Consider the following 12,828-nt stretch of genomic DNA (forward strand, 5'->3'; position numbering starts at 1 on the left):
TGCTGTCAGCGAAAGTCGCTCTGGCTCAGGCCGACATCGGCGAGGGTCATCGGCTGACCGAAATCGGCCGTGTACTTGCGAGGCGGAATGTCGCAGCGGTAGATGCCGTTGTCGGGATTGAAGTCCGCGGCGGTCCATCCACTGGACGTCGCGCGCTCGACGTTGAAACAGGGTTGCGGCGGAATCGGTTCGGCCAGGTTTGCCGCGGCGTGCAATCCGCCTCCGGTCCAGGCGGTCTCCTGCTGTGCCTGGTTGAACACACACGCGCGGGTGAGGTCGTCACCGCAGTGTGACGCCGCCTTGGCGAACAGCAACCAGGACGACCACGCCCGCATGGCGGGCAGTGTGATCTTCGCGTCCGGCGCGTACTTGTCGTACAGCGACCGGAGTTCGGCAACGGTGGGGTCGTCGCTCTCCAACGGGGTCATGCCGCTGAGGTCGACGACGTTGTTCTGGAAATCTGCGGACTTGCCCAGCAATTCGATGAACTGGGGGTTGTAGGCGTTGTTGTTCGCGTCGATCCAGTCGAGCTTGTAGTCCATGGCGGTGAGGACGTCCTCGAGCTTCGCGAGTTGCTCCCAGGTTCCCATGAAGATGAGACCCTTGACGCCCTTGCTCTTGATGGCCTGGGCGTATGGCGTCCAGTCCGACACCCCCATGGCCGGGTACAGCTCGTCGTAGACGACCGTCGCACCCATGGATGCGAGCGTCTCGGCGTTCATCTGACCGAGGACCTTGGTGACGGCCGAGTCGCCGTTGATCATGCCGACGGCCGCCTTGGAGTCCGGATACGCCTCGTTCAGCGTCCACGTGCGGAACCCGGCGTAGTTGTCGTATCCCGGGATCTTCGCCGGCGATGCACTTATCTCGAGGTCGGCGCCTGCGGACCGTTCCTGGACCACCTGGGCAGGAAAGCTCGGCAACAGGCAGCTGAGCCGTTCCTTGACGCCGAGGGCATCGAGGCCCGCGCCGCCGCCGACCAGTGCGAAGTCCTCCCGGCACGCTTCGATCATCCGCTGCCGCGGCTCCATCAGCTTCGCATCGCGGGTCTCCGCGACGATCTTGCGGCCGTTGATGCCGCCGGCGTCGTTGCACCACGACGTGAACACCTTTGCGGCGTCGACGAACTCGGAGTTCTTCGTGAATCCGATGTCGGAGAACACCCCGACCTGGATTGCGTCGGCGGTGACGCCCTGGGCGGACGCACTCGAGGCGTCTCCGGGCTGACAGATGTCCGTCAGATCACCGAAATCGGCGGAGGCCGCAGCCCCCGAGGGCGACTTCGCGGGCCCCGCATCGGATTCCACGCTACCGCTGCGGCCGCTGCATCCGGCGACCAGCACGGCCGTCGCCGCCAGCGCTACCACTACCTTGTGTCGTTTCAACGATGGCTCCTTCTCTCGGCCTAGGTGTTGCGCCCGCCGTTCACGCCGAGAATCTGGCCGGTGATGTAGCCGGCTTCCTCGGACGCGAGGAACGAGCACGCGGCGGCGATGTCCTCGGGCCGGCCCGCCCGGCGGACCGGGGTGCGTGCGATGTGCTCGTCCACGGTGCCGCCCAGCTGACCGCGGGACTCGGCCCGGCGCAGCATCGGGGTGTCGACGAACCCCGGAGGGACGGCGTTGACCGTGACACCCCGCGGGCCGTACTCCAGTGCGAGCGCCTTGGTCAGGCCGTTCACCCCGGACTTCGCGGCGACATACGAGGACATGAACGGCTGGCCCGAATGGGTACTGGACGAGGAGATGTTGACGATCCGGCCCCAGCCCGCTTCGACCATGTCGGGCAGCGTGGCCTGGGTGCAGTGGAAGACGCCGTGCAGGTTGACGTCGATCGTCGCCCGCCATTGCTCGAAGGTCAGCTTGCGGAACGGTCCGAACACCTCGTTCCCCGCCCCGTTGACCAGGATCGTCACCGGCCCGAACCGCTCGCGGACCTCGGCGAGGGCCTCCTCCACCCGGTCCCGGTCGGTGACGTCCACGACGTAGCCGTGCTCGTCGTCGGCCGGCGCCAGGTCGAACACCGCGACCCGGTGTCCGTCCAGCCGCAGCCGCTGTGCGACCGACTTCCCGATGCCGGACCCGCCTCCGGTGACCACCGCGGTCCGCGCTGTGCTCACGTCCACGGCTCGTCACCGACGACGGTGCTGCGCCGCATGAGACGTTCGGACGACGCGTCGTAGGGCAGGGCACGGTGCAGCATCCCGGTGTTGTCCCACACCACCATGTCCCCGGCCTCCCACTCGTGGGTGTGGCAGAAGCGTTCCTGCGTCGCCCACTCCTGCACCTCGTCGAGCAGGGCGCGGCTCTCGACCGGGTCCATCCCGACGACGTGGTCGGCGGTAGCACCGATCACGAGCGATCGGCGGCCGTCGCGGCGTTCCCAGATCAGCGACGACTCGTGGGTGGGCAGCGTCCGCCAGCCGGCGAGCTGTTCGTCCGTCGGATCGGGGCAGGCGGTGCGCTGCGCCGCCTCGAAACTGTGTAGCACCCGAAGTCCTTCGTACCGTTTGCGTTCCGCCTCCGGCAGTGCCTCGTAGGCCGCGTAGGTGCTGGCGAACTCCGTGCCACCGCCGGTCGCTGCGGGCTGCCGGCAGGTCAGCACCGTCACCTTCGCCGGTACGTCACTGCAGGTGTCGTCGATGTGCCAGTTCAGGGTGGCGTGGAGGTACTCGGCCGACCGGCTGACCGCGGGATCGAGGGAGACGGTCATCAGTTCCATGCCCGTCCGTGGTTGCACCACCTCGCCGAATCGCCGGCTGAAGGCGAGCTGTGCCTCGTCGTCGAGGTGCAGTCCCCGCACCACCAGGACGCCGCGCCACCGCAGGGCCTCGGTGAGACGCGCGACGACGGTGTCGTCGGTGAGATCGACGTTGCCGGTCACCTCGACACCGAAGGTGGCGGTCAGGGCTTTCGTCGCCATCATCGGATTCCCCTCCGGCTCACAGGGACACGCCGGCTCGGTCGAGGCAGCGGTGTACCGCCTCCATGTACGCGGTCTGGCCGTGGAACGGCCCGCTCACTCCGATCGCGACCTCGAGGAAGGGGCTGTACTCGTCGTTGACGTGGGTCTCCCAGCGGGTGATCTCGGCGTCGTCGTTGGTCTCGACGAAACTGTACGAGTAGAAGCCCATCGAGACGCCGTCGACCGTGGTGCCCTGCCAGCGGGTCTTCATGACGAAGCCGTTCTCGGCCGGCCAGTGCTTGAAGCTCACCGGCTTCCAGTCCGGGAAGGTCAGCGAGTACGCCTTGGCCTCCAGCGTGGAGGTCCGGGCCGTGTCCTCGGCGACCTCGCTCATGAGGATCACCTGCTCGCCGGTGAAGTAGGGCGAGGTGTAGATCGCGTCGGGCGCGAACTTCCACGCACCCGGGCCGTTTTCGTCGGTGTACTCCTCGCCGTCCTGCACACCTTGACGCAGGTATGCGTTGCCGTACCCCTCGGCCATGGCGCGATGGCGTGCGATGCGTTCTTCCAATTCCACTTTCGGTCTCCTCACTCGAATGTTGTGAATGCTGGGTGCAGGCAACCGGTCATCCCGAGATCTCGACGCCCTCGTAGCTCTCGAGCATCCCGTTCTCCGGCAGTGCCATCTGCAGGTAGACGTCGATGTGGCGGATCCTGTCCGAGTCGTCGAACTCGTACACCGACACCGAGTTGACGACGCTGCTGAAATCGCCGATGGTGCTGCGTTCTTCGAGTTCGAGGAACACCGCGTCCGGCGTCTCGGTGACGCGCTTGAACGAGCAGTCCCAGTCGGAGGATGTGGCCCAGTTGGTGAGGAACTCGACGTAGCCGGTCCAGTCCATCACTTCCTTGAAGTTCCCCACACGCTCGAACTCGTCGACTGCCACCAGGCGAGCCAGCGGCGCCCAGCTGTCGGTGGTGAAGCCGGGCTTCTTCGCCTCGTCGACGAGACGTTTGGTGGTGAGGCCGTACTCGAGGACGCGGCGTGCGCGCCCGGTGTGCTCGTCGAAGACGTCTTCGATTCGCTTTTCGGTCATGGGTTTCTGCTCCCGTCTCAGGACGTCGCGGCTGCCGCGAGGTAGCGGTCGACGACGGCGTGGTAGTGCGCGATGACGACTTCCTCCTTGACCAGGGTGAGGTGGTCGAGTGCGCGATTGCGCAGACCCCGTTGCTGTCGCGGCATCTGCTCGTAGTCCTGCTGGAGGGCGAGGAAGTACTTGAAGCTCCCCGGCTCGTCGACCTCGATCGGTTCGGCGCGGTAGGCGTCACGCAACTCCTGTGGCAGCCACATGTAGCTCGTGACGTGCCAGATGCAGCGGTTCGGGTCGCCGTCCGGATCGGGCAGAGCCATGATGACGGTGGCCTCGCCGGCCCGGATCGTCATGAAGAAGTTGGGGAATAGCACCCATCCGTGGTTGTCGCTCATCTGCGCATCGGTGAGCTCGCTGACGTCCAGGCCCATCGCGGTCAGGGTGTCCCGGGTCGCTTCCTGCAGAATCGTCCGGGCGGTCACTCCGTCCGGGAAGGTCAGCGGGCTGCCCTCGGTGCGGTGCGCGTCGACGAGTTCCTCGAATCGGGGCAGGATCGCGGTGAGAGAGGGGAAGGTTTCGGGGAGTTCGCGGATTCCTTCGACCTGTTCCTCGGGGCCGGCGTCACCGACCTGCGCGACCTCGAACGGCGCGCACGAGACGATGTGCTTGTCCAGGAAGCGGTAACGGCTCATCGTCGGGTCGATCGTGATCGCCCTGAGCAACTGGGGGTGGATTCCGGAGATGTGATAACCCTCGGAGAAGGCGTCGATGACCACCTTCCAGTTGCAGTCCAGTCCCTCGCGGACGTTCATGACCGTGACCATGTCCTCGAGGTGATACGGCTCGAGCATCGCGCGGACCTCGGGGCCGAGGAAGTCGGCCAGTGGTTCCGCGTCCGGGTCGGGATTGAGGAAGACGAACCCGGCGAAGGTGTCGACCGAGACCTCGAGCAGTGAGTTCTCGTCCTTGTCGATCGGTCCGAGCACCTTCTCGTGCAGGACGCCGCGCAGTGTGCCGTCGAGATCGTAGGACCACAGGTGGTACTGGCACAGGAATCGCTTCGAGTTTCCCCGGCCGGCGCACAGCGGGTTGCCCCGGTGTCGGCAGGCGTTGACGAAGCCCCTGATCCGCTCGTCCTTGCCGCGCACGAGGATGAAGGACTGGTCCAGAATCTGGTAGACCTTCCAGTCGCCGACCGCGGGCAGCTCGTCGACGCGACCGGCGATCTGCCAGATCTTCATCCAGACCGCTTCGCGTTCCCGGTCGGCGTATTCGCGGGAGGTGTAGCGGTCGGTGGGAACGCGCATGGTGAACTCGTCGGGTCCGATGTCGGCCAGGCCGCGACCGGTGTCCACCCAGTCGCCCGGACGCGGGGGCTGTGCCGAGTCGGGTGTCGTTGATACGGACTGCATCGAAATCGCTCCTCTTGGTGGTGAGCACCCCGGTGTCGGGGGAGGGCTGTGTGTTCACCGGCACCCGTACGCCGGGTGTCGGTGAAGGAACTGTCTGTGGCGCAGATGGTTACGAGACAGGTGTGGACACGTCGAGGCATGCCCCTACGGCACGAGCGCGCGATGGCTGGTGCCGGGGACCGCTGACGGTCGTACAACTGGTGGTGAGTGGTGCCGGTTTCCGATCGAAACGGAGACCGCAGATCACGTGCGGGACTGGCTCTCTCCCCGTGCGTCGAGGGCGCGACGCCGTGGTCGAGGTGAAGCTGTCTACGGGCTGACGTGCTCACGGGCGGGGGTGGTGTGACCGCGCCGGTGTCGCCGGACTGTGCGTCGGGTTCGCGCGGTGGGCGCGGACCCCCATCCCCTAAAATCAATCGCGTGATTGATTAATTCATGATGACCACAGCGGTCCGGGGTTGTCAATGGGATTCGGCGGATTCGGCACGAGACAGCAGTGCGCCCCGGGTGGCGACCGGTGCGAGTGCAACCGGTTGCCACCCGGGGCGCGGGGGAGCGTGTCAGTTGGCCGGTCAGTAACCGGTCGACGGGTCGATCCGGGCGACCAGCGGCTCGCCGCCCGCGAAGCGGGCGACATTGGCGGCGACGTGCTCGGCGAATGCCGGGGGCCGCACCGCCGGCGGGTTCGAGCAGTGCGGGGTGATGATGGCGTTCGGCAGGGCCCACAGCGGATGCCCGTCGGGCAGCGGTTCGGGGTCGGTGACGTCGAGCCCGGCACCGCCGATCGTGCCGTCGCGCAGCGCGGTGACGAGGGCGTCGGTGTCGACGAGGGAGCCGCGCGCCACGTTGATCACCCAGGACCGGGGGCCCAGCCGCCGCAACTGCTCGGCACCGACCAGGTGCCGGGTGTCGGCGGTCGCGGGGGCCGCGATCACGACATGGTCGACCTGGCTCCACATCTCGTCGGTGCGCTCGGCGGGCAGCGTCACCTCGGCGCCGGGTACCGGTGTTCCGGACCGGTTCACCGCCACCACGGTCGCGCCGACCGCCGTCAGCATCGGGACCAGCGCGCGGCCGATGCCGCCGGCGCCGAGGATGCCGACCCGGCTGCCACGCAGCGTCCCGACCCGGCCGAAGAACTCCTGCTGCCGCCAACTTGTCGCGGTGATCTGGTCGGGGAGCGAACGCACACCCGCAAGCAGCAGAGTGAGCGCGTGCTCGGCGACGGTGGCCGCGAACGCCCCCGCCGCGGAGGTCCATTCGACTCCCGGATGGCGGGCGATGATGCCCGCGGCGAACCACTCCTCGACCCCGGCCGAGTAGAGCTGCACCCAGCGGATCGACTCCGGCAGCGTCTCGGGGAACCTCTCCGGCCCGGCGTCCCAGACCAACGCCCGTGCCCCCTCCATCGGTGACCACTGTCCGCCGGCGCGGACGATCGCGTCCATCAGGGCCGGATCGGCGTGAGGTCCGAGGGCGACGGGCACGGGCGTCATGGCGTACTCCTGAACGTCAGGCGGGCATCTCGATCAGCGGGTAGGCGCCATTCTCGTCGTGCACCTCCCGGCCGGTGACCGGGGGGTTGAACACGCACAGCATCCGCATCTGCGTGACCGGTTCGACGCGGTGCCGTTCGTGGCCGTCGAGCAGGTACATGGTGCCCGGCCGCAGTTCGTGCACCTCGCCGCTGTCCAGGTCGGTGAGGATGCCGTCGCCCTCGATCAGCCAGACGGCCTCGATGTGGTTGGCGTAGTGGAACTCGTTGACCGAGCCGGGGGCGATGGTGGTCTCGTGGAAGGAGAACCCGACGCCGTCGCCGGCGAGCACGATGCGCTTGGAACGCCAGTTGCCGTCGGCGCTCGTGATGTCGCGGTCGGTGTCGGTGATCTCATCGGTGGTGCGAACGATCATGGGAAATCTCCTCGTCAGGCGCAGACCTTGGCAGTGGCTTCGGCGAGAATGCTCAGGCCGTGGTTCAATTCGTCGCTCGTGATCGTCAGGGGCGGAAGAAGTTTCACGACCTCGTCCGACGGGCCCGAGGTCTCGGCCAACAGGCCCTCGTCGTATGCGAGGCCGCACACCTTCACCGCCTTGCCCGGATCGTCGAACACCAGGCCCTGCACCATTCCGCGACCGCGGGTGCTGACGCCGTCGAACGAATCCGCGAGGTTGGCGAAGATCTCCCCGATCCGCCGGCCCTTGGACGCGGTGGACAGCTGGAGCAGATCGTCGGACCAGTACTGCTCGAGCGCGGCGGTGGCCGTGACGAAGGCGGGGTTGTTGCCACGGAAGGTGCCGTTGTGTTCGCCGGGGGACCAGACGTCGAGTTCCGGCTTGAACAGGGTCAGGGCCATCGGAAGGCCGTAGCCGCCGATGGACTTCGAGAGGGTGACGATGTCGGGCGTGATACCGGCGATCTCGAATGAGAAGAACGGGCCGGTGCGACCGCAGCCCATCTGGACGTCGTCGACGATGAGCAGGATCCCGCGCGAGGAGCACAGGTCGGCGAGGGCGCGGAGCCACTCGGGGCGGGCGACGTTGACGCCCCCCTCGCCCTGGACGGTCTCGACGATCACGGCGGCGGGCCGGTTGAGGCCACTGCCCGCGTCGTCCAGGACGCGCTCGAACCAGTGGAAGTCGGGCATCTCGCCGTCGAAGTAGTTGTCGAACGGCATCGGCGTGGAGTGGACGAGGGGGACCCCCGCGCCCGCACGCTTCATGGAGTTGCCCGTGACAGAGAGGGACCCGAGGGTCATGCCGTGGAAGGCGTTGGTGAAGTTGACGATCGACTCGCGTCCGGTGACCTTGCGGGCGAGCTTGAGCGCCGATTCGACCGCGTTGGTGCCGGTGGGTCCGGGGAACTGGACCTTGTAGTCGAGTCGGCGCGGCGTCAGGACGAGGTCCTCGAAGGTCTCGAGAAAGCGCCGCTTGGCGACGGTGTGCATGTCGAGGCCGTGGGTGATGCCGTTGGCGTCGATGTAGTCGAGGAGGGCCCGCTTGAGGACCGGGTTGTTGTGGCCGTAGTTCAGTGCGCCTGCCCCGGCGAAGAAGTCCAGGTACTCGCGACCGTCCTCGGCGCGCAGCCAGGACCCGGACGCGGACTCGAAGACGGTCGGCCAGGACCGGCTGTAGCTGCGGACCTCGGATTCGAGGGTGGTGAAGATGCTGGTGTCGACTGCGGTGGTCATCATCGCGCTCCTTCGGTGCTCTCGTCCCCGACGACGTAGAGCTCTTCGGATTCGTGCGTATCGGGAAAGTGATTGGGGGTGAAAAGTTCTCGCTTCGTGATGGTGGTGTAGCGGTTGCGGGCCAATGCCGTGAACAGGGCGATCGACGCGGTGTTGTCCGGGCTGATCGTCGTTTCCAGGCGGGTGATCCCCTGGTGTGCAAGGTGATCGAGGAGGTCGCCGAGCATCGCGGCGGCCACTCCCTGGCCGCGTGCGCTCTCGTCGACGGCGACCTGCCAGACGAACACGGTCTGCGGGTCCTGTGGCCGGACGAATCCGGTGACGAACCCGACGACGCGACCGTCGATCTCGGCGACGGTGGAGCTGTCGTGGAAATCTCTGCACCACAACAGGTAGGAGTAGCTGGAATTGAGATCGAGCACTCGCGAGTCGCGGGCGATCTCCCACATCCTGGTTCCGTCGGCGACCGTCGGCCTGCGGCAGGCGGTCGCCCGGTGCCTCGGGTCGTCCGTCATCGTCGGCGGGTGAAGTGACAGGGTTGGGGTACTGCTCTCCGTAGCTGGCTTCATATGCAATCCGAACGTAACAACGGGAGCACGGCCGTTTCACCCCCGTGATGCGAAATTGGTTGCAACACGCCGGGTTCGATGCTGGTGAGACCATGGATGTGATGTGCGACACATTGTGTAGCGCTCGGGGTGTTTCGGGCGATTGTGGTCGTCCTCGCGGACCTCGTCGGCGCGGCACCCGACAGGCGGACGGCCACCGTCGTCAGGGGCCGTCCGCGGCTCGATCAGCTGACGCTCGCCAACGCGAACGGCAGGACGGCGTCGGCGCCCGCCGACCGGAGTTCGCGCGCCGCCATCGTCAACGTCCAGCCGGTGTCCGACAGGTCGTCGACGAGCAGGATCGGCCCGCTGACCGCGGTCAGGTCCGGTGCCGTCCACGCGCCCGCCAGCCCGGCGACGCGGTACGCGGAATTCGCCGCCGACACCGGGGGGTGGCCGGGTGTGCGGGGCAGGACGCCGAGATCGGTCAGCCGGCCCACCTGCGCCAGCCGGGCCGCAAGCGACGACACCAGCTGCGGTCGGGACTCGGACTCGAGCGCGATCACCGACGTCGGGCGCACTGCCCAGTCCCAGGACGCCAGCACCTTGATCGCGGCGTCGACCACGGCGTCCGGGACGGGACCGTCCGGGCCGTCGAACACTGCGCGCAGTCGCTGACCCCAGCCGAGGTCGGACAGCCTGCCGAGCACCCGCCCGGTCTCCGGGCCGTCGGTGATCTTCCCGGACAACGAGACTCCGAGCTTCGCCAGGCCGGTCGGCCACTGTTTGCGGGGCGCCAGGTCCACACCGGGGCGGTCCAGGCGGGCCCTCGCCCGGGCGATCGACTCCGCGTCGACGGTGGCGTCGACGGCGACGCCGGTGCAGTTGTCGCAGCGACCGCACGGCGCCGCACCGTCCGACAGCAGCGGGTCGTCGAGCTGGCGACGCAAGAACTCCATCCGGCACATCGACGTGGTTTGATAGTCGACCATCGCCTGCTGCTCGGCCGACCGGGCCCGCTCGAGCCGCTCGTAGCGCGGTGCGTCGTACACCCACGGCTGCCCGGTGCCGATCCAGCCGCCGCGCACCCGGCGGACCGCCCCGTCCACATCGAGCACCTTGAGCACCATCTCCAGCCGCGACCGGTTCAGCTCGACCAGCGGTTCGAGGGCCTGCGTGGACTGAGGACGCTCGGGGTCGAGCACCTCGAGCACGCGCCGCACCACGTGCTCGCGCGGGAAGGCAACGGAGGCAAAGTAACTCCAGATCTGCCGATCCTCGTGCCCGGGCAGCAGCACCACCTCGGCGCGGTCGGTGGAGCGGCCGGCGCGGCCGACCTGCTGGTAGTACGAGATCGGGGAGGACGGCGCCCCCAGGTGCACGACGAACCCCAGGTCGGGCTTGTCGAAGCCCATCCCGAGGGCCGACGTTGCGACCAGTGCCTTGACCCGGTTGTTCAACAGGTCCGCCTCGAGTTGCTCACGCTCGGCGGTGTCGGTTTGCCCGGTGTACGCGGCGACGGTGTGCCCCTGCTCGGCCAGCAGCGCGGCGAGGTCGCGGGCCGCGGACACCGTGAGGGTGTAGATGATGCCCGACCCGGGCAGCGAGTCGAGCCGTTGCCCGAGCCAGGCCGCCCGCTCGGTCGCCTCGTCGATACGGACCACCGACAGCGACAGCGACTCGCGTTCGAGTCCACCGCGCAGCACCAGCGTCTCGGCGCCGCCGACGCCGAGCTGGGCGGAGACGTCCGCGACCACCCGGTCGTTGGCGGTCGCGGTGGTGGCCAGCACCGGGATGCCGTCGCCCAGTTCGGCGATCAGGGTGCGGATGCGCCGGTAGTCGGGACGGAAGTCATGGCCCCAGTCGGAGACGCAGTGGGCCTCGTCGACCACGACGAGGCCGGCGTCCGCGGCCAGGGACGGCAGCACCTGGTCCCGGAAGTCGGGGTTGTTCAACCGTTCGGGGCTGACCAGCAGCACGTCCACCTCGCGGTCCGCGATGCGCTGGTGGATCTCGTCCCACTCGGTGACGTTGCCGGAGTTGATCGTCGCCGCCCGCACCCCGGCGCGTGCGGCGGAGTCGACCTGGTTGCGCATCAACGCCAGCAGCGGCGAGACGATGACGGTCGGGCCGTGCCCGCGGGCCCGCAGCAGCTTCGCGGAGATGAAGTACACCGCGGACTTGCCCCAGCCGGTGCGCTGCACGACCAGTGCGCGCCGCCGCTGGACGACCAGCGCCTCGATGGCGACCCACTGGTCCTCCCGCAGCCGTGCGTCCGGGCCTGCGAGTTCCCGTAGCAGGGCTTCGGCGTCGGCGCGTAGATCCGTGGTGGCTGAGGTCATGGCGTCCATCGTGCCCGACGACGCCGACAACGATGACCGCCTGCCGGGACCTGACGCCGAAATCCGCTACGGCGTGGTAGGCCTGATGGATGGACGTGACCGATCACACGATTCTGTCGGGTTTCGACGCGCTCGCCGCCGAGCTGGTCGACCTCTACCGAGACCTGCACGCGCATCCCGAGCTCTCGCACGCCGAACACCGCACGGCGGGAATCGTCGCCGAGCGGCTCGCCGCGTCCGGGTACGAGGTGACGGCCGGCATCGGAGGCACCGGCGTGGTCGGGGTGCTGCGGAACGGCGACGGGCCGGTGGTGCTGCTGCGGGCCGACATGGACGCGTTGCCGGTCCGCGAGGACACGGGGCTCGAGTACGCGTCCACCGCCACCGCGGTCGACGGCGCGGGCGACACAGTGCCGGTGATGCACGCGTGCGGTCACGACATGCACGTCACCTGCCTGCTCGGTGCCGCGGACCTGCTCGCCGCCGGGCGGGAGCAGTGGTCGGGCACTCTCGTCGCGCTGTTCCAGCCCGCCGAGGAGCTCGGCGACGGCGCCCGCCGGATGATCGACGACGGTCTCTACTCGAAGATCCCCGCCCCGTCGGTGGTGCTCGGCCAGCACGTCATGCCGGGCCCGGTGGGCACCGTGTTCGCCAGCCCCGGCACCGCGATGGCCGCGGCGCGCAGCGTGCAGATCCGGATGTTCGGCCGCGGCGGGCACGGGTCGATGCCCGACCACACGATCGATCCGGTCGTGATGGGCGCCTCGACCGTGATGCGGCTGCAGACCCTGGTCTCGCGTGAGGTGTCGCCGACCAACCCGGCCGTGGTCACCGTCGGCTCGTTCCAGGCAGGCACCAAGGAGAACGTCATCCCGGACGAGGCGGTGCTCAAGGTCAACACCCGAGCCTTCGACACCCACGTCGCCGAGCAGCTCGCCGAGGGCATCACCCGGATCGCCAACGCCGAGGCCGACGCGTCCGGTGCCCCGATGCAGCCGGAGATCACCGAGCTGAACAGCTTCCCGCTCACCGTGAACGACGCCGACGCCACCCGGCGCACCCTCGGGGTGCTGCGCGGCCTGCTCGGCGACGACAAGGTGTTCGAGATCGGGCCCGTCGCGGGCAGCGAGGACGTCGGCGACCTCGCCACCGAACTCGGAATCCCGCTCGCCTACTGGTTCTTCGGCGGGTTCGACATGAGCGACGGAACGCCGCTGCCGTCCAACCACTCCCCGCAGTTCGCCCCCGCGATCCGGCCCACCCTGGACACCGGGGTGGCGGCGCTGGTGACGGCCGCGCTGGAGTGGCTGGACTGACGGCGGCGCCGGGGTGGGCGCCGCCTC

12 protein-coding genes are annotated in these 12,828 nt (G+C 68.4%); 1 reads left to right on the forward strand and 11 read right to left on the reverse strand.

Annotated features, from left to right (window positions below; genetic code table 11):
- Positions 1–5 precede the first annotated feature (5 nt).
- From ACWEPG_RS11520 to ACWEPG_RS11570, 11 genes are all read right to left on the reverse strand, one after another.
- The gene (locus ACWEPG_RS11520; protein WP_450112120.1) at positions 6–1,385 is read right to left on the reverse strand and encodes an ABC transporter substrate-binding protein; all 1,380 of its coding nucleotides are present in this window, start codon (positions 1,383–1,385) and stop codon (positions 6–8) included.
- A gap of 20 nt (positions 1,386–1,405) precedes the next feature.
- Positions 1,406–2,119 carry an SDR family NAD(P)-dependent oxidoreductase gene (locus ACWEPG_RS11525; protein ID WP_452594409.1) on the reverse strand — a complete coding sequence of 238 codons (714 nt, stop codon included), beginning with the start codon at positions 2,117–2,119 and terminating at the stop codon, positions 1,406–1,408.
- Positions 2,116–2,925, reverse strand: a complete 810-nt coding sequence (locus tag ACWEPG_RS11530; RefSeq protein ID WP_452594410.1) for a TauD/TfdA dioxygenase family protein — start codon at positions 2,923–2,925, stop codon at positions 2,116–2,118. The genes ACWEPG_RS11525 and ACWEPG_RS11530 overlap by 4 nt, the downstream gene beginning before the upstream one ends.
- 16 nt (positions 2,926–2,941) lie before the next feature.
- Complete coding sequence (locus tag ACWEPG_RS11535) at positions 2,942–3,481, reverse strand: hypothetical protein (RefSeq protein WP_450112123.1); 540 nt, start codon at positions 3,479–3,481, stop codon at positions 2,942–2,944.
- Between the two features lie 49 nt (positions 3,482–3,530).
- Positions 3,531–4,001: a hypothetical protein gene (locus tag ACWEPG_RS11540; RefSeq protein WP_450112124.1), complete on the reverse strand. Its 471-nt coding sequence runs from the start codon at positions 3,999–4,001 to the stop codon at positions 3,531–3,533.
- Positions 4,002–4,018: 17 nt separating this feature from the next.
- Complete coding sequence (locus ACWEPG_RS11545; RefSeq protein WP_450112125.1) at positions 4,019–5,407, reverse strand: aromatic ring-hydroxylating oxygenase subunit alpha; 1,389 nt, start codon at positions 5,405–5,407, stop codon at positions 4,019–4,021.
- 572 nt (positions 5,408–5,979) lie between these two features.
- Positions 5,980–6,903, reverse strand: a complete 924-nt coding sequence (locus ACWEPG_RS11550) for a D-isomer specific 2-hydroxyacid dehydrogenase family protein (RefSeq protein WP_450112126.1) — start codon at positions 6,901–6,903, stop codon at positions 5,980–5,982.
- A gap of 16 nt (positions 6,904–6,919) precedes the next feature.
- The gene (locus tag ACWEPG_RS11555) at positions 6,920–7,318 is read right to left on the reverse strand and encodes an ectoine synthase (protein WP_450112127.1); all 399 of its coding nucleotides are present in this window, start codon (positions 7,316–7,318) and stop codon (positions 6,920–6,922) included.
- A 14-nt stretch (positions 7,319–7,332) separates the two neighbouring features.
- Entirely contained in the window at positions 7,333–8,595 is a 1,263-nt protein-coding gene (gene ectB, locus ACWEPG_RS11560) for a diaminobutyrate--2-oxoglutarate transaminase (protein ID WP_450112128.1), read from the reverse strand.
- On the reverse strand, positions 8,595–9,110 hold the full coding sequence (gene ectA / locus ACWEPG_RS11565; protein WP_452594411.1) for a diaminobutyrate acetyltransferase: 516 nt from the start codon (positions 9,108–9,110) through the stop codon (positions 8,595–8,597). Before ectA ends, ectB begins: the two co-directional genes overlap by 1 nt.
- Before the next feature lie 278 nt (positions 9,111–9,388).
- Positions 9,389–11,485, reverse strand: coding sequence for a DEAD/DEAH box helicase (locus ACWEPG_RS11570; RefSeq protein WP_452594412.1), 2,097 nt, complete (start codon positions 11,483–11,485; stop codon positions 9,389–9,391).
- A 95-nt stretch (positions 11,486–11,580) separates the two neighbouring features.
- Between ACWEPG_RS11570 and ACWEPG_RS11575 the strand changes: the two genes are divergently transcribed.
- Positions 11,581–12,801, forward strand: coding sequence for an amidohydrolase (locus ACWEPG_RS11575; protein ID WP_450112131.1), 1,221 nt, complete (start codon positions 11,581–11,583; stop codon positions 12,799–12,801).
- Positions 12,802–12,828: the final 27 nt, after the last annotated feature.

This window comes from Rhodococcus sp. NPDC004095 (assembly GCF_053604015.1).